The organism is Acidovorax sp. KNOB132 (assembly GCF_057541515.1).
This window is the reverse complement of record NZ_BAAJYT010000062.1, coordinates 1-19,695: the sequence shown is the minus strand read 5'-3', so window position 1 is coordinate 19,695 and position 19,695 is coordinate 1. Positions and strand designations below refer to the sequence as shown.

The 19,695-nt window shown below is 68.9% G+C and carries 18 protein-coding genes and 1 pseudogene; 13 read left to right on the top strand and 6 right to left on the bottom strand.

Annotated elements, in window-relative coordinates:
- A partial coding sequence (locus tag AC27IO_RS11015) for an XdhC family protein (protein WP_498738959.1) occupies positions 1–221 on the bottom strand: 221 nt, incomplete at its 3' end.
- Positions 222–365: 144 nt separating this feature from the next.
- Here AC27IO_RS11015 and AC27IO_RS11010 point away from each other — a divergent pair.
- Positions 366–854 (top strand): hypothetical protein, encoded by a 489-nt coding sequence (locus tag AC27IO_RS11010; RefSeq protein ID WP_272569618.1) that lies wholly within the window; start codon positions 366–368, stop codon positions 852–854.
- A gap of 36 nt (positions 855–890) precedes the next feature.
- On the opposite strand, the gene uraH is transcribed toward AC27IO_RS11010, so the two are convergent.
- Positions 891–1,241, bottom strand: coding sequence for a hydroxyisourate hydrolase (gene uraH, locus AC27IO_RS11005; RefSeq protein ID WP_284396223.1), 351 nt, complete (start codon positions 1,239–1,241; stop codon positions 891–893).
- A gap of 273 nt (positions 1,242–1,514) precedes the next feature.
- Here uraH and AC27IO_RS11000 point away from each other — a divergent pair, with 273 nt between their 5' ends.
- Positions 1,515–1,949 carry a VirK family protein gene (locus tag AC27IO_RS11000; protein WP_284430009.1) on the top strand — a complete coding sequence of 145 codons (435 nt, stop codon included), beginning with the start codon at positions 1,515–1,517 and terminating at the stop codon, positions 1,947–1,949.
- Positions 1,950–2,091: 142 nt separating this feature from the next.
- Here the strand turns inward: AC27IO_RS11000 and AC27IO_RS10995 are convergent, their stop codons facing one another.
- Positions 2,092–3,564: a cellulase family glycosylhydrolase gene (locus AC27IO_RS10995; RefSeq protein WP_498738958.1), complete on the bottom strand. Its 1,473-nt coding sequence runs from the start codon at positions 3,562–3,564 to the stop codon at positions 2,092–2,094.
- Between the two features lie 253 nt (positions 3,565–3,817).
- Between AC27IO_RS10995 and ggt the strand changes: the two genes are divergently transcribed.
- From ggt to AC27IO_RS10975, 4 genes are all read left to right on the top strand, one after another.
- Complete coding sequence (gene ggt, locus AC27IO_RS10990) at positions 3,818–5,629, top strand: gamma-glutamyltransferase (RefSeq protein ID WP_498738957.1); 1,812 nt, start codon at positions 3,818–3,820, stop codon at positions 5,627–5,629.
- Between the two features lie 143 nt (positions 5,630–5,772).
- On the top strand, positions 5,773–5,922 hold the full coding sequence (locus AC27IO_RS10985; protein WP_498738956.1) for a hypothetical protein: 150 nt from the start codon (positions 5,773–5,775) through the stop codon (positions 5,920–5,922).
- A gap of 27 nt (positions 5,923–5,949) precedes the next feature.
- Positions 5,950–7,515: a malonate--CoA ligase gene (locus AC27IO_RS10980; RefSeq protein ID WP_498738955.1), complete on the top strand. Its 1,566-nt coding sequence runs from the start codon at positions 5,950–5,952 to the stop codon at positions 7,513–7,515.
- Positions 7,516–7,640: 125 nt separating this feature from the next.
- Positions 7,641–9,224 (top strand): sensor domain-containing diguanylate cyclase, encoded by a 1,584-nt coding sequence (locus AC27IO_RS10975; protein WP_498738954.1) that lies wholly within the window; start codon positions 7,641–7,643, stop codon positions 9,222–9,224.
- A 77-nt stretch (positions 9,225–9,301) separates the two neighbouring features.
- Here the strand turns inward: AC27IO_RS10975 and AC27IO_RS10970 are convergent, their stop codons facing one another.
- Together AC27IO_RS10970 and AC27IO_RS10965 are read right to left on the bottom strand one after the other, a co-directional pair.
- Entirely contained in the window at positions 9,302–9,994 is a 693-nt protein-coding gene (locus AC27IO_RS10970; RefSeq protein ID WP_284406797.1) for a Fic family protein, read from the bottom strand.
- Positions 9,995–10,270: 276 nt separating this feature from the next.
- The gene (locus AC27IO_RS10965) at positions 10,271–11,242 is read right to left on the bottom strand and encodes a LysR substrate-binding domain-containing protein (protein WP_284406796.1); all 972 of its coding nucleotides are present in this window, start codon (positions 11,240–11,242) and stop codon (positions 10,271–10,273) included.
- Between the two features lie 216 nt (positions 11,243–11,458).
- On the opposite strand from AC27IO_RS10965, the gene AC27IO_RS10960 reads away from it, so the two are divergent.
- The 6 genes from AC27IO_RS10960 (at position 11,459) to AC27IO_RS10935 (ending at position 17,364) form a co-directional block, all read left to right on the top strand.
- Positions 11,459–12,691 (top strand): metal-dependent hydrolase family protein, encoded by a 1,233-nt coding sequence (locus tag AC27IO_RS10960; RefSeq protein ID WP_284428878.1) that lies wholly within the window; start codon positions 11,459–11,461, stop codon positions 12,689–12,691.
- Positions 12,692–12,723: 32 nt separating this feature from the next.
- A complete protein-coding gene (locus AC27IO_RS10955) occupies positions 12,724–13,944 on the top strand; it encodes an ABC transporter substrate-binding protein (RefSeq protein ID WP_284428877.1) in 1,221 nt (406 codons plus the stop codon).
- A gap of 79 nt (positions 13,945–14,023) precedes the next feature.
- Complete coding sequence (locus tag AC27IO_RS10950) at positions 14,024–14,899, top strand: branched-chain amino acid ABC transporter permease (RefSeq protein ID WP_272564160.1); 876 nt, start codon at positions 14,024–14,026, stop codon at positions 14,897–14,899.
- Between the two features lie 19 nt (positions 14,900–14,918).
- Positions 14,919–15,797, top strand: coding sequence for a branched-chain amino acid ABC transporter permease (locus AC27IO_RS10945; RefSeq protein WP_498738953.1), 879 nt, complete (start codon positions 14,919–14,921; stop codon positions 15,795–15,797).
- 20 nt (positions 15,798–15,817) lie between these two features.
- A complete protein-coding gene (locus tag AC27IO_RS10940) occupies positions 15,818–16,573 on the top strand; it encodes an ABC transporter ATP-binding protein (protein WP_284406792.1) in 756 nt (251 codons plus the stop codon).
- On the top strand, positions 16,570–17,364 hold the full coding sequence (locus AC27IO_RS10935; protein WP_498738952.1) for an ABC transporter ATP-binding protein: 795 nt from the start codon (positions 16,570–16,572) through the stop codon (positions 17,362–17,364). Before AC27IO_RS10940 ends, AC27IO_RS10935 begins: the two co-directional genes overlap by 4 nt.
- 61 nt (positions 17,365–17,425) lie before the next feature.
- On the opposite strand, the gene AC27IO_RS10930 is transcribed toward AC27IO_RS10935, so the two are convergent.
- Entirely contained in the window at positions 17,426–17,869 is a 444-nt protein-coding gene (locus AC27IO_RS10930) for a universal stress protein (RefSeq protein WP_284428873.1), read from the bottom strand.
- A gap of 245 nt (positions 17,870–18,114) precedes the next feature.
- Between AC27IO_RS10930 and AC27IO_RS10925 the strand changes: the two are divergent.
- Positions 18,115–19,695 (top strand): annotated as a pseudogene (locus AC27IO_RS10925) (heavy metal translocating P-type ATPase); the annotation flags it as partial.

Here is a 19,695-nt window from a genome sequence, read left to right as displayed (position 1 = left end):
CGCAGCACGGCGGGGCCCACCTCGCCCGCCAGCCGGCGGCGCGCCTGCGCGATGGCATCGAACTCCAGCCGCCCGCCGCCGATGGTGCCGGCCAGGCCATCGGCCAGCACGGCCATCCACGCACCGCTTTCGCGCGGCACCGAGCCTTGGGTAGACTCCACCTCCACCATGCAGGCCGGGCCGTGCGCCAAGCCCTCCAGCAAACGATGCAACGCCGCCATCACCATCCGAGTCCTCCGGTACGCCCCGCGCAACGGCAGCACGGGCACCGCACAGCATAGCCACAGCGAGACCTGCCCATGCCCACCCCTTCTCCTGAACGGCTTCCTCGCCGGCCGCGCGGCCGGTGGCTGGCGGCCAGCGTCATGGCCGCCCTGGCATCCCTCATCGCGGCCTGCCGGTCGTCGGGACCGGAACCGGCACCCCCGCCCGCCAAGGCCGCGTCGGACACCAGCAGCCCGCTGGAGAAGGAGGTGGTGGGCCCGGTGCCTGCCGAGCAAGGCTCCGCGCGCCCCTCGGCCGCCGAAACGCCCCGCGCCTACCGGCAGGACGCCGCCACCCACCTGTACGGCCTGAACGCCCACCGCATCTACAAGGGCAAGCTGCCGCCCTTGCTGTACGCCATCGGCACGCTGCAGGTGGACATCGACCGCGCCGGCCGCGTCACGCGGCTGAACTGGATGCGCGCGCCGCGCCATGCGCCCGAGGTCATCGCCGAGATCGAGCGCACCGTGCGCGCCGCCGCGCCCTACCCCGTGCCCTCGCGGATGGGCAAGGTCACCTACACCGACACCTGGCTTTGGCACAAGTCCGGGCGCTTCCAGCTCGACACGCTGACCGAGGGCCAGCTCTGAGCGGGGCCTTCGCCCGGCCCGCCCGGCGGCCCGCGCTCAGGAGCCGCGGTAGGTGGAATAGCTCCACGGGCTGACCAGCAGCGGCACGTGGTAGTGCTGGTCCGCGTGGGCCACGCCGAAATCGAGGCTCACCTGGTTCAGGAAGTTCGGCTCGGGCAGTTGCACCCCCCGGCTGCGGAAATAGCCCGCCACGTCGAACGTGAGGCGGTAGGTGCCCGCGCGCAGGCTGGCGTTGTCGAACAGCGGCGCATCGGTGCGGCCATCGGCGTTGAGCACCAGCCGCTGCAGCAGCGTGGCGGCCTCGCCATGGGTGGCATACAGGGCCACGGCCATGCCCGCCGCGGGGCATCCGTGCATGGTGTCGAGAACGTGGGTGCTGAGGCCCATGGGCCATCTCCTTGGGGTGGATTGAAGGGATCGGAAACCGCCCCCGCCGGCAGCGCGGCGAGCGGACGACCCGCCGAGTATGCATGGGCGCCATGGTCCACAAGGCGCGCCTGGCTCCTACCCCACGCAATGGGTCCGAATATCTTTCGGACATTTACAAAAATGCTTTTCGGCATACAAATCCCGGCGATTTTCCTGCCGTGGCTTGGATATCATCGCCACGCTTGAATTTTCAAGCCGGTATATTCAAAACCATGAATGGAGGTTTTTCCAATGCAACGCCTTGCCGCCGTTTTGCTGGCTTCTTCGCTTTCCCTGATGGCCCTGCCGGCCAGCGCCAAAAGCCGGCTCGATAATCCGGCTGACATCCAGCAGGCGCTGGCCGCCGGGGACGCGGTGTCGGTCGCCATCGACCTCTCGCTGTGCACCCCCAACTCCGCCAATGCCACCCCGAGCCGCACGCGCGGCGGCCTTCGCATCGAGGCCTACCGCATCGTCGAAGACGGCACGCTGTCCTTCAGCGACGCCCATTTCACCGTCGCCCGCGACGGCCTGCCGATCCAGCAGCTGCTGCGCTACCAGGTGCGCCCGGACGGCACCATCGACTTCACCATGTTCGTCTTCGACCTGCCCGGCTACCAGCAGCGCGCCGAACCGCTGGCCTACCGCTGCGCGATCAACCAGGGCCTGCGCTTTCACGCCGATTAATCCCACCAAGGATTGACAAAGCACACCGCCCCGCCGATCCCAACGATCGGCGGGGCGGTGCAGGGTGATTTTCAAAATGCTGCCGCCCCATATTCCGGGCGGCATTTTTATGGATTATCGAAGCCGTTGAAAGCCCGCCGCGTCAACGCGCCGCGCAGAAACCGAATTCCGCCTTCGCTCCGGGGGCCAGCGTCTTGTTCCAGTCCACGCCCGAAGCGTGGAGCGTGCTGCCCGATTGCGACCACACGGCGTTCCAGAGGTTGTTGACCGTGCCGGTGATGGTCAGGTTCAGGGCCCAGTCGCCCGCCGCGCCGCCGGTGTTGGTGACCTGCACGCGCTCGCAGTAGCCGGTGTTCCATTCGCTGTCCACGATGACCTGGGTGCTGAAGCTGGCGCCGCCCGTGGGAGGGGTGGTCGGCGGTGTAGTGGGCGGCGTCGTCGGGGGCGTGGTCGGAGGGGTGGTGGGCGGTGTGGTCGGCGGCGTCGTGGGAGGGGTGCTGGAGCCGTCGCCCCACAGGCGCTGGAGCAGCGTGACCTTGTCGGTGCGCACCGTCGTCCAGTCGTCGTTCAGGATGCCGCCCGTGTCGCCGCTGTTGGGGTTCCACGACCAGTAGAAGCCGCTGCGGATGCCCTTGCCGATGAGGTAGTCCACCAGCTTGTTCTGCCAGGCCACGTCGCGGGCATCGCCCTGGCCGAACTTGCCGCCGAACTCGCCCAGCAGCACGGCGTGGCCGGCCTGCACGAAGCGGCCGAAGTGCTGCTCCCAGATGGCGGGCATGTTGTCGGGGAAATTGGAGGCGCCGAAATACGGCTGGCCGTACACGTCCGGACCGTAGGCGTGCGGCGCGAGCAGCAGGCGATCGGCCGGAATGTTCAGCGGCGTGCACTCCAGCGGCTCCAGGCTGCCGCCCCACCAGTGGCCGCCGCTGCTGGAGCAGCTGGGGTTCTCCGCCACGCCTTCCACCACGATCAGCCAGCGGGGCGCCACCTGCAGCACGGCGGCCGAGGCGCGCTCGGCCGCGCGGTTCCAGTCGGTGGCGGCATTGCCGGTGCCCCAGGTGGCGGCGCCGTGCGGCTCGTTCTTGAGGTCCAGGCCGATGACGCCGGGCACGCTGGCGTAGCGCTGCGCGACGAAGGTCAGGTCGGTGATCCACTGCTGCTCGCTGTACGAGCCGGTGTACCAGAGCTCGGAAATGCTCTGGCAGTCGGGCGTGTGGTGGTCCAGCAGCACGTACATGCCGCGGCTGCTCAGCTCGTTCACCACCTTGTCCAGCACCTGCAGGGCGCTCAGGCCCTGCAGGTCGGCGTTGCGGCCGTAGTCGATGCTGTTGGGCGGCGTGCCGCGCAGCGTCTGCGGGCAGAACGGCAGGCGCACGGCATTGAAGCCCTGGCCCTGCATCTGCGTGATCATGTCCTTCCAGTTGCGCGCCCACAGCCCGTGGACCACGTTGGTGTTGGTCTCGAAGCCGAACCAGTTCACGCCGCGCAGCTGCACGGCATTGCCGTTGTCGTCCACCACCTTGCCGGCATCGATCGCATAGCTCCAGGACAGGCTGCTGGCCGCCAGCAGGCAGCCGCCCAGCACGAGCTTCTTCAGTAAGGATTTCATCGCCATGTCGCACCTCCGTGGTTGAAAGGAAGGCCCGCCGGAGGGCCGCGACCACGGCCAACATTCTTCCTGGCGGAAACCAGACTGACATGCTAGGGCCAGAGTTCCCCGTCAAAGTGCAACTTTTCAACGCAGACGTTCGCAAATGCAAATGGGAGGTGCGCCGACAGGCGCGGCCGCAGGGAAGCGGCAGGCAACTTCTCTACACTCGCCACGGCGCCGCCGCTGGGCGTCCACCGATTCATAACGAGGAGAGAGCATGAACCCCATCCAACGCACGCTGCTGGCCAGCAGCCTGGCCCTTGCCCTGGCCAGCCTGGCCGCCTGCACTAACGTGCCCACGGCCGGCCCCGGCAGTGCCGAGGGAGCGCCCGCCGCCGCGCCGCAGGCCGTGCAGCAGACGGCCGCGGCCCGCGCCGCCAGCAATTCCTACGATTTCGACATGGATGTGTTCCACCCGGTGGTGGCGCGCAACGGCATGGTCTCCACCGAACAGGAACTGGCCTCGCGCGTGGGCCTGGACATCCTCAAGGCCGGCGGCAATGCAGTGGATGCCGCGGTGGGCATCGGTTTCGCGCTGGCCGTGGTGCTGCCCAATGCGGGCAACCTGGGTGGCGGCGGTTTCATGATGGTGCACGACGCCAAGACCGGCAAGGACGTGGCGCTCGACTTCCGCGAAGTGGCGCCGCAAAAGGCCACCCGCGACATGTACCTCGACGCCAGCGGCAACGTGGTGGACGGCAAGTCCCTGTACACGCCCTACGCCGTGGGCGTGCCGGGCACGGTGGCGGGCATGGAGCATGCGCTCAAGAACTGGGGCACGCTGCCGCTGTCGCGCGTGATCGCCCCGGCCATCGCGCTGGCGGACAAGGGCTTTCCCGTCAGCCTCACGCTGGCCAAGACGCTGCACCAGGAGAAGGCCAACATGGGCAAGTGGCCGGCGACGCGCCAGATCTTCTGGCGCGGCGACAGCCCGCTCAAGGTGGGCGACCGGCTGGTGCAAAAGGACCTGGCGCAGTCGCTGCGGCTCATCAGCCAGCAGGGTGCCAAGGCGTTCTACCAGGGCCCCATCGCGCGCCGCATCGCCGCCGAGATGGCGCCCCACCCCGGCGCCCTCACGCTGCAGGACCTGGCGGCCTACAAGGTGGTCGAGCGCGAGCCGGTGCGCGGCACCTACCGCGGCTACCAGATCGTGACCATGCCGCCCCCGTCCTCCGGCGGCGCGCACCTGGTGCAGATGCTGAACATGCTGGAGCAGTGGCCGCTGTCGCAATGGGGGCAAAACAGCGCGCAGACGATCCACTACATGGCCGAGAGCATGAAGCTCGCCTACGCCGACCGCTCGGAGTACCTGGGCGATCCGGACTTCGTGAAGATCCCGCTCAAGGGCCTGACCTCCAAGGCCTACGCGCACTCGCTGGCCAAGGGCATCAGCCCCACCACGGCGCGCCAGGCCAAGGACATCAAGCCCGGCCAGCCCCAGCCGTATGAAAGCGACCAGACCACCCACTACTCGGTGGTGGACAAGGCGGGCAACGCCGTGGCGGTGACCTACACACTCAACACCAACTTCGGCAGCGGCATCGTCGCCAAGGGCACCGGCATCCTGCTGAACAACGAGATGGACGACTTCTCCGCCAAGCCCGGCGTGGCCAACACCTACGGCCTGGTCGGCGGCGATGCCAATGCGGTGGCGCCCAACAAGCGCCCGCTGTCGTCGATGACGCCCACCATGGTGCTCAAGGACGGCAAGCCCATGCTCGTGACCGGCAGCCCCGGCGGCGCGCGCATCATCACCACGGTGCTGCAGACCATCGTGAACACCATTGACTTCGGCATGAACCCGGCCGAGGCGGCCTCGGTGCCGCGCGTGCACCACCAGTGGACGCCCGACGAGCTGCGCGTGGAAAAGGGCCTCAGCACCGACACCCTGTCGCAACTGCAGGCCCGCGGCCACCACATCGCCGTGAAGCCTTCGATGGGCCGCACGCAGACCATCCAGTTCCACGACGGGCTGCTGTACGGCGCCTCCGACCCGCGCAATCCCGACGGCGAGACGCTGGGCTATTGACGCTGGGCTGCCGGCCCGCGGCGTTCCCCGCCCTCCCAGGCCGTGCTCCGCAAGGGGCGCGGCCTTTTTTCATGGGGGCGTGGGCCCGGAGAAGTTTCAAGCCAAAAAGGCCTGCAGCGCATATTCCACTAGGGCATGTTGCTATGAATAATGTAGCAATTGACCCGGCGGCCAACGCACCGGGGCAGGGACCGGGCGCTTTCGCCGGCCCCGACCCCTATGCCTACGCGGACAGCCCCGAGCACCGCGAAGGCATCATGGCGTTCCTGGCCAAACGTCCTCCCGTCTTCTGACACCCGACCGTTTTCCTCTTTTTTTGTATGAGCCAACACAACCTGTACACCGCCCTGCGCGCGGCCTTTCCGGACGACCTGGATGCCGTCGCCGTCGAAACCACGGCGGCCGACGGCACGCCCCTGCACTACACCTGGAGCGACCTGGACCGCGCCAGCGCGCGCATCGCCAACCTGCTGGCGTCGCTGGACCTGCCGGACGGCAGCCGCATCGCGGTGCAGGTCGAAAAGTCGGTCGAGGCCCTGCTGCTGTACCTGGCCACGCTGCGCGCGGGGCATGCCTTCCTGCCGCTGAACACGGCCTACCAGAGCGGCGAGATCGAATACTTTGTCGGCAATGCGGAGCCCGCGGTGGTGGTGTGCTCGCCCGCCAACTTCGGCTGGGTGTCCAAGATCGCCTTCACGGCCGGCACGCAGCATGTGTTCACGCTGGGCGACGACCGCACCGGCACACTGCTGGAGCGTGCCGCGCACCACGGCGACACGCACCTGCCCGTGCCGCGGGCGGCCGACGACCTGGCCGCCATCCTGTACACCAGCGGCACCACCGGCCGCAGCAAGGGGGCGATGCTCACGCACGGCAACCTGCTGTCCAACGCGCAGGTGCTCAAGGAATACTGGGGTTTCCGGCCGGACGACGTGCTCATCCATGCGCTGCCCATCTTCCATGTGCACGGCCTGTTCGTGGCGATCCATGCGGCGCTGCTCAACGGCAGCAAGATGATCTGGCTGGCGCGGTTCGACCCGCGCGCGGTGGTCGCCGCCATGCCGCGCGCCACCGTCTTCATGGGCGTGCCCACGCTGTACGTGCGCCTGCTGGCCGAGCCGGGCCTCACCCGCGAGGCGGTGCGGAACATGCGCCTGTTCATCGCGGGCTCGGCGCCGCTGCTGATCGAGACCTTCCGCGAATGGCAGGAGCGCACCGGCCACACCATCCTGGAGCGCTACGGCATGAGCGAGACCATCATGCTCACCTCCAACCCCTACACGGCCGACCCGCGCCACGGCGGCCAGGACGAACGCCGGGGCGGCACCGTGGGCTTTGCGCTGCCGGGCGTGGGCCTGCGCGTGGTGGACGATGCGGGCGCGCCGCTGCCCGTGGGCGAGATCGGCAATATCCAGGTGCGCGGGCCCAACGTGTTCAAGGGCTACTGGCGCATGCCCGAGAAGACGCAGGAAGAGTTCAGCACCGATGCCGACGGGCACCGCTGGTTCAAGACCGGCGACGTGGGCCGCGTGGACGAGCGCGGCTACGTGAGCATCGTGGGCCGCAGCAAGGACCTCATCATCAGCGGGGGCTACAACGTCTATCCGGCCGAGATCGAGGGCTACATCAACGAGATGCCCGGCGTGGCCGAGAGCGCGCTCATCGGCGTGCCGCACCCGGACTTCGGCGAGGTCGGCGTGGCCGTCATCACGCCCAAGCCCGGCGCGCAGCTGGATGGCGACGCCATCGTGGGGCGGCTCAAATCGCAGCTGGCCAACTTCAAGATTCCCAAGCGCTGCTTCATCGCCCCCGAGCTGCCCCGCAACGCCATGGGCAAGGTGCAAAAGAACCTGCTGCGCGAGCAGCACAAGGGGCTGTTCGCCTGACCCGGTGGCCGGCGACGGCGGGCCCCGGCAGGCACGGGCCGTGGAACGCGGGGGAAAAGCCGCTTCACCGATGGGGTGGCAGGTGCTAACCTGACCCTCGCCCTTGCCCTCTGGAGCCCTGCCGCATGCCTGCCGTCTTGCCCCGGTCCCCAGCGACCCCGGCCCCCCCGAAACTGCCGGACAAGGACCGGTCGGTCGCCTCGGCGGTCCTGTTCGTCGTGCTGGTCGCGCTGCTGCTGGTGGCCTCCAACGTGTGGCTGGCCTGGCGGGCGCGCGATGCCGAGTGGCAGCAAGCCGCCGATGCGGCGCGCAACCTGACGCATGCCGTCGCCCAGCAGACCGATGCCATGTTCGCCGAGGTCGGCCGCGTGGTCGGCAGCGTGGTGTACGAGCTGGAGCGCTCGGAGATGGCCCCCGACGCGCTGGACCGCTTGCAGCCCGTGCTGGTCACCCACGTCGCGCAGTCCGAGCACCTGCACGGCATGTTCGTCTTCGGGCCCGATGGCCGCTGGCTCGTCAACTCGCAGCCGGTGCAGAACCCCCAGGCCAACAATGCGGACCGCGCCTATTTCATCCACCACCGCGACAGCCCGAGCACGCGCGTTGCCATCGGCAAGCCCATCGTCAGCCGGTCCTCGGGCGTGTGGGTCATTCCGGTGTCGCGGCGGATCGACGACGCCGAAGGGCAGTTCGCAGGGGTGGCGCTCGCGACCATCCGGGTGGACTACGTGCTCGGCCTGCTCAACGGGCTGCAGATCGGCGACAAGGGCGCCATCGCGCTCCTGCTGGACGACGGAACCGTCCTGGCCCGGCGGCCCTTCTTCGCCGAAGACCTGGGCCGCAGCCTGAGCGGCACGCCGCTGTTCCAGATGCTGACGCAAAGCCGCGCCGGCATCGCCACCGCGCCGTCGCCCATCGACGGCGTGCGCCGTCTGGTGGGCTTCGAGCACACCCGCAGCAATGCCCTGCTGGTCACCGTCGCGCTGGCGGAAGACGAGGTGCTGGCCGAGTGGCGCCGCTCGGCCTCGGTGCAGGCCCTGGGCATCCTGCTGCTGGTGGTCGTGGTCGGGCTGGCCGGGGGCGGCGTGATCCAGGCGGTCCGGCACCGCCGCGACGTCGAGCGCGACCTGACCGCGGCGCGCGATGCGCTGGTGCTGGCCAACGACAAGCTGGAGCACCTGGCCGAGCACGACGGCCTGACGGGGCTGTACAACCGCCGCGCCTACGACCAGCACATCGCCAGTGCGATGGCCCGATGCCGGCGCAGCCGCATGCCGGTGTCGGTCGTCCTGTTCGACGTGGATTTCTTCAAGAAGTACAACGACTTCTTCGGCCACCTCAGCGGCGACGAATGCCTGCGGCAGGTCGCCAAGGCGCTGGAGGCGTCGGTGCGCCGGCCGGAGGACATGGTGGCGCGCTATGGGGGCGAGGAGTTCGTGATCGTGCTGCCCGAGACCGACGCGGCCGGCGCGGCCCTCGTGGCCTCGGCGGCGCGCGCGGCGGTGCGCGCGCTGCAGATCGCGCACCCGCAAAGCCCCTTCGAATGCGTGACGGTCAGCGGCGGCCTGGCGTGCTGCGACTGGACGGACGGCGCGCCCGACAGCGCCCAGGACCTGCTGGCCAGCGCCGACGCCGCGCTGTATGCCGCCAAGCAGGCCGGGCGCAACACGGTGCTCTCCCTCGCCGGGCGCGGCGCTCTGGCGGCCTGACCGGCGCAGCGCGGGAGTAGGTTCCACTGTTCGCCAGAATCACTGCGCGGTCTGCGACGCAGGAGCCGGCTTGGGGTTCAGTTCATGTGCTGCAGCATCCGTTGGGCGGTTTCTTCGACGCTGAGGTTGAGATTGAAATCGGCCTTGCTCCAATCGGGCGATGGCATGCCAAGCTCTTTCAGAATACGTTCCGCGCACAGCCTGCTGACCCGTCCATTGCCGTCCATGTACGGATGGATGGCAATGAAGTTTTGCTTGAAGTGGGCCGCGATCATGGCAGCCTCCATGGGATCGTTTCCCTTGGCCTGGCGGAGCATCTTCTTGACTTCCCCGCACAGCCTCTGCAGGTCTTGCGGGATGCGTTCTGCCGGGCGAAACACGGTTTTTCCCGTGAGCGTTCCAGCCGTTCCTGACGAACCCGGCAAAGGCAGACCCCAGAAAGATGCGCCGTAGCTCTCCAGCTTGCCGATCTCTTCGGGCTGATAGGTTTTCACGCCCAGGCCGCCAGGCGCTGCAGCCCACGACTCACGTATCTGTGCGGGTTCGACCTTGTCCTTGCCACGTGCCCAGGCCAACGCATAGCCGACGGAAAGTTTGCCCTTCAGCGTGCTGTATTGGTCATCAGGTGCGTAAGCCGCCGAATGCACGACATGCAGCAGTTCTGGCGAGAACTCGCTTTTCAGTTGCCCCAGCGGAACGCTGTCCAGCACTTCGCGGGCCATTTGTTCGGCGGCATGTGCCTTGCCGCCATGGTGGCTTTGTGGCTGCAATGCGGTTCTTGGGCGCAGACCGGATGTCCCGGAAGTTCTCGCCCTTTGCGCGCTTTGAAGCCCCTCCGGTGCGGAGCCCGCGCGGGAGCGCCCGGAAGTGTTCGGTGCTTTGTCGAACGAGGCCGATGGTGGCAGGGTCGAGGCACGCGCCGTTCTCGATCCGTCAATTTTTGGAGGCATGTGAATCACATTGCTTGATGTGCTTCCCATGCTGCCCCGATTTTCCCGCAGGCCCCCTGCGCCGAACGAAAAACCTGGCCTGGTTGCGAACGGGGCTCAACCCGCCATCGGCGAACCGCTGGCGCAAAAGATGCAGCCGGCCGCGGGCGAGGTGCCTTCGCCCGGGTCCGTGCCCGCGGCGTGGCTGCAGCAGTGCTCCAGCCAGCCGCTCACCAGGCGGTACACCGACAGGTTGGTGCGGGCCGTGGGCGCGCACAGGTAGTAGCCCAGCGGGCTCTGGAAGCGCTGGCCCAGCGGCTCGACCAGCGTGCCGGCCTGCAGCTCGTCCTCCACCAGGCAGGTGGGCACGATGCCCACGCCGAAGCCCGACACGGCGGCCCGGATGATGAGCGAATACAGGTTGAAGCCCGGCCCGAAGCGGCTGCCGCCGGTGTCGCAGCCGTTCGCCGCCATCCAGTCGTGCCAGGCCAGCGGCACCTCGATGTGCTGCAGTAGCGTGGCGTGCTGCAGGTCGGCCTGGGTGCGCAGCGGCAGCGTGTCGCGCAGCTGGGGGCTGCAGACGATGCTGGTCTCCTGCCCGATCAGGTAGCGGGCATTGGCGCTGGGCCAGTTGCCGTAGCCGTACTGGATGGCGGCGTCGAACTCGTGCGGCACCGCGAAGTCGTGCGCGTGCTGGTAGCGCACGAAGTTCAGCGACACCTGCGGCAGCGTGCGCTTGAAGTGCCCCAGGCGCGGAAACAGCCACTGCGCGGCGAACGTGGGCGGCACCGAGAGGTTCAGCGCCCCGCCGTCGCCGCCATAGGACATGAGCTGGGCCGTCGCCGACTCCAGCGCGGCGATGGCCGGGCGCGTGGCGTTGAGGTAGGTGGCGCCCGCATCGGTCAGCTCCAGCCCCGACGAGCGGCGGATGAAGAGCTTCTGGCCCAGGTAGTCCTCCAGCGAGGCGATGTGGCGGCTGATGGCGCTTTGCGTTACGCACAGCTCTTTGGCCGCCATGGTGAAGGCCTGGTGCTTTGCCGCAGAGTGGAAAGCGTTCAGTTCGGAGAGGGTGGGGCAGAGGCGGCGCATGCAGTGGTATGAGCTGTAGTCATGGGCAGGTGAGATTTTAGGCGTTGCGACAAGACGCCATTGGCCCGATAAATGCAACCTGTGACGGCGTTGTGACGGTTTTTTCCGAATGAAGGTGTCAGCGTGCACCGCTTTCGGGACGGTACGGGGCCTTGGCCCCTATCGCCGGCAGCCCATGAGTAATTTCGAAGCCCCTATTTTGGATTTTTTGATTCCATGACCGCTTTGTTGATTGAAAACAGCCAGGTGCTGGACGTGCATGCGCTGGCGCTGCGCCCGGGTCTTTCGGTGCTGGTGCAGGACGGGCGCATCGCCGCGGTGGGCGAAGGCCTACAGGCCCCCGAAGGCGCCACGGTGGTCGATGCGCGCGGCATGACGCTCATGCCCGGCATGATCGACTGCCACGTGCACGTGGTGGCCTCGTCGTTCAACCTGGGCGCGGTGGCCCGAATGCCCAACGTGTTCACCATGCTGCGCTCGCTGCCCATCATGAAGGGCATGCTCGAGCGCGGCTTCACCTCGGTGCGCGATGCGGGCGGCGGCGACTGGTCGCTGGCCGAAGCGGTGCGCACGGGGCTGGTGCAGGGCCCGCGCATCTTCCCCTCGGGCAAGGCGCTGTCGCAGACCGGCGGGCATGCGGACTTCCGCCAGCGCAACGACGACCTGGACGTGTGCTCGTGCGCCTACAAGCTGGGCAACATCGGCCGCGTGGTCGATGGCGTGGACGCCTGCCGCCTGGCGGTGCGCGAAGAGATCCTCAAGGGCGCCACGCAGATCAAGGTCATGGCCTCGGGCGGCGTGGCCTCGCCCAACGATCCGATCAACAACCTGGGCTATTCCGAGGCCGAACTGCGCGCCATCGTGGAAGAAGCCTCCAACGCCAATACCTACGTGATGGCCCATGCCTACACGCCCCGCGCCATCGCCCGCGCGGTGCGCTGCGGCGTGCGCACCATTGAGCACGGCAACCTGGTGGATGCCCCCACGGCCGAGCTGATGGCCGAGCTGGGCGCCTTCATGGTGCCCACGCTCATCACCTACGAGGGCCTGGCCAACGAGGGCGAGCGCTATGGCCTGCCGGCGGTGTCCATCGCCAAGATCGACTCGGTGCGCGGCCAGGGCAGGCAGGCCATCGAGATCCTCGCCAAGGCCGGCGTGAAGATGGGCCTGGGCAGCGACCTGCTGGCCGAGACGCACTACCTGCAGGCCGACGAGCTGCGCCTGCGCGCCGACGTGCTGGGCAACGGCCCGGTGCTGCAGCAGGCCACGCTGGTCGGCGCCGAGATCCTGGGGCAGCAGGGCCAGCTGGGCGAGGTGACGCCCGGCGCCATCGCCGACCTGCTGCTGGTGGACGGCAACCCGCTCACCGACATCGCCTGCCTGCTGAACCAGGGCGAGCGCATCCGCGCCATCGTCAAGGACGGCGCCTTCGTGAAAAACAACCTCTGACACCAACCCCCCTGACCTGACCGGAGAACACCATGCAACGTAGAAATTTCGTCAAGCTCGGCGGCGCCGCAGCCGCCCTGCAGTGCCTTCCCTCCATCGGCTTCAGCCAGCAGGGCGAGGTCTTCCGCATCGGCTCGCTCACGCCCATCACCGGCGCCGGCAGCCCCTACGGCCCAGGCATGCAGCAGGCCATCCGCCTGGCGGTGGACGAGGTCAACGCCGCGGGTGGCGCGGGCGGTCGCAAGCTCGAACTCTTCACCGAGGACGACCAGACCAAGCCCGACGCGGCCGTGCTGGCCGCCAAGAAGCTGATCGAAGTGAACAAGGTGCAGGCCGTGCTGGGCACCTGGGCTTCGGGCGTGACGCTGGCGGTGATGCCGCTGACCGATGCGGCCGGCATCATCCAGATGAACGTGTCGGGCGCGCCCGCCATCTCCACGCTCGACACCAAGGACCTGGTGTGGCGCTTTCAGGCCACCAACGACCGCTTCGGCGCGGCGTTCGCCGAGATCTGCGCCAAGCGCGGCTTCAAGCGCCCGGCCACCATGGCGTTCAACAACGCCTCGGGCCTGGGCAACGTGGAAGGCTTCACCAAGGTCTGGGAAAAGCGCGGCGGCAAGGTGGCGGCGCACGTCACCTACGAGCCCAGCCGCCCCAGCTACCGCAGCGAGCTGCAGAAGATCCTCGCGGCCAAGCCCGATGTGATCGTGATGGGCTCGTACCTGCCCGACACCACCATCATCCTGCGCGAATGGTTCCAGTCCGGCGCCGACAACCAATGGGTCATCCCCGGCTGGGCGGCCAATCCCGACCTGGTGAAGGCCCTGGGCGCCGAAGTGTGCGAGGGCATCATCTCGGTGGAGACGGTCTCCAACGAAAAGAGCACCTCGTACGCGCAGTTCGATGCGGCCTTCACCAAGGCCACGGGCAAGGCGGCCTCCACCAACATCTACGCCGCCATGGCCTACGACATGGTGATCTCGCTGGCCCTGGCCATGGAAGCGGCCGGCCCCAAGGCCACGGTGGAGCAGGTCAACGCCAAGCTGCGCGAGGTGTCCAACGCCCCCGGCACGGCCGTGTACTCGTTCGCCGAAGGCAAAACGCAGCTGGGCAAGAAGGCCAAGGTGAACTACGAGGGCGCGTCCAGCAAGCTGGACTTCGACAAGTTCGGCGACGCCACGCCCGACTTCGGCGTGTTCATCATCGAAAAGGGCCAGCTGGTGCGCCGCGACGTGGTGTCCATCACGGTGTGAGCGGGCGCAGCCCGGGCGGCCCCCGAGCGGGGGCGCCCGGGCTTTTCTTGACAAGGCAGGGTAAGAACGAGATGACGCAATGACCTGGATAGCTTTCGCAAACCTGTTGATCAATGGATTGATCGAAGGGCTGGTGGTGGCGCTGCCCGCACTGGCCATGACCCTGGTGATGGGCGTCAACCGCTTTCCCAACGCGGCCACGGGCGACTTCCTGACCACCGGCGCCTATGCCGCCGTGGCGGTGCAGATGCTGGGCGGCTGGCCGCTGTGGGCCGCGGCGCTGGCGAGCATGGCCGCGACCGCCGTGGTGTCCGCGGGCTCGTACACGCTGATCTTTCGCAAGCTGGCCGGGCGGCCCATGGTGTCGTCGATGCTGGCGGCCATCGGCCTGGGCTTTCTGCTGCGCAGCCTGATCTCGTTCTTCGCCGGGCACGACCAGCGCACGTTCGATCTGCCGCTGGTGCGGGCCTGGAACTTCGGCGGGGTGCGCCTGCTGCCGACCGACGTGGCCATCGCGGGCATCGCCGTGCTGTGCTTGCTGGTGGTGTTCGTGCTCATCTACAAAACGAGCTTCGGGCGCCAGTTGCGCGCCGTGGCCGACAGCGCCGACCTGGCGCGCGCCAGCGGCATCCGCGCGGGCGGGCTCATGCTCAGCCTGTGGGTGCTGGTGGGTGCGCTCTCGGCCATCGGTGGCGTGCTGCTGGGCATGAAGGCCATCGTCAGCCCCGAGATGGGCTGGGAGAGCTTGATTCCCGCCTTCGCCGCCATGGTGCTGGGCGGCATCGGCAGCCCGGTGGGCGCGGTGCTGGGCGCGCTGCTGCTGTGCGTGGCGCAGGAGCTGGCCGTGCCGCTGCTGGGCCCGTCCTACAAGCTGGTGCTGTCGTTCGTGGTGCTGGCGTTGGTGCTGCTGCTGCGCCCGGCCGGCATCATGGGCCGCGTGCAGCTGGTGCGCTGATGCCGAAGGAGCCGAATCCATGATTGCCTACCTTTGCGCCATCGGCGTCATCGCCCTCATCTACTGCCTGCTCGCGCTGGGCCTGAACCTGCAGTTCGGCCTCACGCGGCTGGTGAACTTCGGCGTGGTGGCGTTCTTCGCCGTCGGCGCCTACACCTCGGGCCTGCTGTCGCTGCAGGGCGTGCCGCTGGCGCTGTGCTTCGTGGCCGCGGGCGTGCTCTCGGGCCTGCTGGCGCTGCCCATCGGCCTGTTGTCGCTGCGGTTGCGCGACGACTACCTGGCCATCGTCACGCTCGGCTTCTCGGAGGCCGTGCGCATCTCCATCCAGCAGGAAAGCTGGCTCACCAAGGGCGTGCAGGGCCTGCCGGGCCTGCCCAAGCTGTTCGCGGCCTGGGGACCGGTGTCGGACGTGGCGACGTTCGCCACCTTGCTCGCGCTGGTCGCGCTGGTGTCCTGGGGCACGGTGCGGCTCACGCGCAGCCCCTTCGGGCGGCTGCTGAAAGCCATCGGCGACGACGAGGCCGCGCTGTCGGCCCTGGGCAAGGACCCGGCCTGGTTCAAGGTGCAGGTGTTCATGCTGGGCGCGGCGCTGGCCGGCGTGGCGGGTGCGTTCTACGCGCACTTCATCACCTTCATCACGCCCGAGCAGTTCATTCCGCTCATCACCTTCTACGTGTGGATGGGCCTGGTGATGGGCGGCGCCGGTTCGGTGCGCGGCGCGGTCTTCGGCTCGCTGCTGCTCATTGTGTTCCTGGAGGGCTCGCGTTTCGCCAAGGACTGGGTGCCGGGCGTGTCCGAAGTGGGCATGGCCAGCCTGCGGCTCGCGGCCGTGGGGCTGGCGCTGATCCTGGTCACCCTGTATCGCCCGAGCGGCCTGTTCGGAGGGAAGTCGCAATGATGGCAACGACAGCAGCACCGATGCTGAAAGTGGAGGCCGTGACGCGGCAGTTCGGCGGCTTCAAGGCGGTGGACGGCGTGTCGCTGCAGCTGGCCGAGCAGGAAATCCTGGGCATTGCAGGCACCAACGGCGCGGGCAAGAGCACCCTGTTCGCCGCCATCGCCGGCCAGCAGCCCGCCGATGCCGGGCGCATCACCTTCACCGGCCAGGACATCACCCGCGTGCCGCCGTACCGCCGCGCGCGCATGGGCCTGGTGCGCACCTTCCAGATCCCGCGCGAGTTCAAGAGCCTCACCGTGCACGAGAACCTGCTGGCCGCCGCGGCCAACCCGCAGGGCGAGCGCCTGGTGAACGCGTTCTTCCAGACGCGCAGCCTGCGCGAGCACGAAGCGCAGCTGGCGGCCAAGGCCGACGGCATCCTCCAGTTCCTGAACCTGGCGCGTGTGCGCGATGTCAAGGCGGGCGGCCTGTCGGGCGGGCAGAAGAAGCTGGTGGAACTGGGCCGCGTGCTCATGCTGGACCCGCGCTGCATCCTGCTGGACGAGCCTTTCGCGGGCGTGAACCCGGTGCTGATCGAGGAAATCTGCGACCGCGTGCGCGAGCTGCACGGCCAGGGCATCGCCTTCATCGTGATCGAGCACCACCTGCAGGCGCTCAAGGCGCTGTCCCACCGCATGATCGTGATGGACCGCGGGCGCATCCTCGCCGAGGGCGATCCGCACACCGTGCTGGACGACCCGCGCGTGCAAGAGGCCTACATGGGAGGGGTGGTATGACCAGTGCATCGCACAACGGCAGCGGCAGCGGCAACCTGCTGCAGATCGGGCAGCTGCGCGGCGGCTATTCGGACGTGGACATCATCCACGGCATCGACCTGGCCGTCGCGCCGGGCGAGATCGTCACCATCGCCGGCACCAACGGCGCGGGCAAGTCCACGCTGGTGAAGGCGCTGCTGGGCCTGCTGCCGCGCGTGTCGGGCAGCATCCACCTGGGCGGGCGCGACATCACGCGGCTGTCGGCCGAAGACCGGTTCGACGCGGGCCTGGCCTACGTGCCCCAGGTGGCCAACGTGTTCCCCTCGCTCACCGTGCGCGAGAACCTGCTGGTGGTGCGCGGCGTGCCGCACGTCAAGCGCCGCATGGATGCGGTGCTGGCCGACTTTCCCGCCCTGGTCGAGCGACTGCCGCAGCCGGCCAGCAACCTCTCGGGCGGCGAGCGCCAGCAGCTGGCCTTCGCCCGCGCGCTGATGCCCTCGCCGCGCATCATGGTGCTGGACGAGCCCACGGCGGCGCTGGCGCCCTCGCTGGTCGGCAAGGTGTTCGACATGGTGCGCACGCTGCCCGCCGCCGGCGTGGCGGTGCTGATGGTGGAGCAGCGCGCGCGCCAGGCGCTGCAGATCAGCCAGCAGGGCTACATCCTCGACCAGGGGCGTTGCGTGCTGCAGGGCCCGGCTGACGGGTTGTTGGCCGACGAGCGCATGGCTCAGCTGTACCTGGGCAACCACCGAGGCGGGGAAGGAGCGCCCGCTGCGGTTGGTTGCTCCTTTTTTGATAGCGCAATGCCCTAGTACTGATTGCGCTGGAGGGCGATTCGATGCGCAATCGCCCTGTAGCGCGGATCGCCCTCGGTCAGCGCAGCACCAGCACGGGGATGTGCGAGTGGGTCAGCACGTGCTGCGTCTCGCTGCCCAGCAGCAGCCGCTGCAGGCCCTTGCGCCCATGCGAGGCCATCACGATCAGGTCGCACTGGTGTTTGCGGGCCGCGGCGATCACCGCCTCGGCGACGAGGTCGGACTTGCTCACCACCGCCTTCACCGCCACCCCCTGGGCGCTGCCCAGCGCCTTGACCCCGTCCACCAGTGCCTTGGCGGATGCGGTCCACTGCGCCTCGATGCGCTTGGCATCGCCAGTGTCCACGATGGAGCCGCCCTCGAAGTAGCTGCGCGGATAGCGCGGCACCACCTTGAGCACGACCACGGCGGCGCCGCTCAATGCCGCCAGGGCCAGCCCATGGTCCACGGCCTTGCCGGAGAGTTCGGAGCCATCGGTGGCGATCAGGATGCGTTGGTACATGGAAGACTCCCGAAGTGGACGGAGGACGCCAGCTTACGAAGCCTGGGCAAGGGCAGGCTTGATCCAGGTCAATGTGCGGACGGGGCGGGGCGCATAGCCTCGGGGCCATGCTTTCCCACCGCTTCGAGCCGCCTCCCGACCGCCCCGACCTAGCTGCGGGAACGCCGGCCCCGGACGCTCCGTGCGCCGAGTTCGCCTCGCTGCTCGACGATCCGCAGGAATGGCCATCGTTCGGCCGCGCCCGCATGCCTGCGGGTGCCGGCGCTGACGCTGACGCCACCGCGCAGACCTGGGAATCGCATGTGGTGCTGGAGGGCATGCACTGCGCCGCCTGCGCCCTGACCATCGAAGACGTCCTGCGCGCCGTGCCCGGTGTGGCGCAGGCCGATGTGAGCGCGGCCACCCGGCGCGCGCGCGTCGTGTGGAATGCCGCCCACGTGCGGCCCTCGCAGTGGATCGCGGCGGTGCGGCGCGCGGGCTACCGGGCCCTGCCGGCCATGGACGCCTTTGCGCGGGCGCAACGCCAAGGCGAGCACCGCCGCGCGCTGTGGCGCTGGCTGGTGGCCGGCTTTTGCATGATGCAGGTGATGATGTACGCGTGGCCCGCCTACGTGGCGCAGCCGGGCGACCTCACGGCCGAGATGGAGCAGCTGCTGCGCTGGGCCTCGTGGGTCATCACGCTGCCGGTGGTCATCTTCGCCTGCGGGCCGTTCTTTGCGAACGCGCTGCGCGACGTGCGCCTGCGCCGGGTGAGCATGGACCTGCCCGTGGCGCTGGGCATGGCCATCACCTTCGGGGTGAGCACGGCGGGCACCTTCGATCCCAGCGGAATCTTCGGGCGCGAGGTGTTCTACGACTCGCTGACCATGTTCGTGTTCTTTTTTGCTCACCGGCCGCTGGCTGGAGCTGCGCCTGCGCGACCGCACGGCCGGCGCGCTGGAGGCGGTGATGAACCGCCTGCCCGACAGCGTGGAGCGCCTGGGGGGCCGATGGCGCCTTCGCGCGCGTGGCCGTGCGGCGCCTGGCCGTGGGCGACACGGTGCGCGTGCTGCCGGGCGAGGCCTTCCCGGCCGATGGGCGCATCACGCGGGGCGACACGCTCGCGGACGAGGCCCTGCTCACGGGCGAGTCCACGCCCGTGGCACGGCTCGAGGGCAGCGCCGTGACCGCCGGCAGCTACAACCTGCAGTCGGCCGTGCATATGAAGGTGGAGCGGGTGGGGGCCGACACGCGCTTCGCCCAGATCGTGGCGCTGATGGAAAGCGCCTCGCTGCAAAAGCCGCGCCTGGCGCAGTTGGCGGACCGCATCGCGCGGCCGTTCCTCATCGCCGTGCTGGCGGCGGCTGCGCTGGCTGCGGCGTGGTGGTGGCCCACCGACCCGGGCCATGCGCTCATGGTGGCTGTGGCGGTGCTCATCGTCACCTGCCCGTGCGCGCTGTCGCTCGCCACGCCCGTGGCCATGCTGACCGCGGCGGGCACGCTGGCGCGCCAGGGCGTGCTGGTGCGCCACCTGCAGGCGCTGGAGGCCCTGGCGGGGGTGGACACCGTGGTGTTCGACAAGACCGGCACCCTCACGCGGGACGGCATGGCCGTGCGCGGCGTGCATCCGGCACCAGGCCTGGAACGGGCCGATGCCCTCGCACTGGCCGCGGCCGTGGCCCGCCACTCGGTGCACCCGGTGTCGCGGGCGCTGGTGGCTGCGGCATCGCGCGAGTGGCTGCCCGCCGCCTCGCGGTGGCACGTGCTGGAAGTGCACGAACTGGCCGGGCAGGGCCTGGTGGCGCGTTTGCGGGAGGCGGGCGCGGGCGCGGATGGCGCCGCCGATG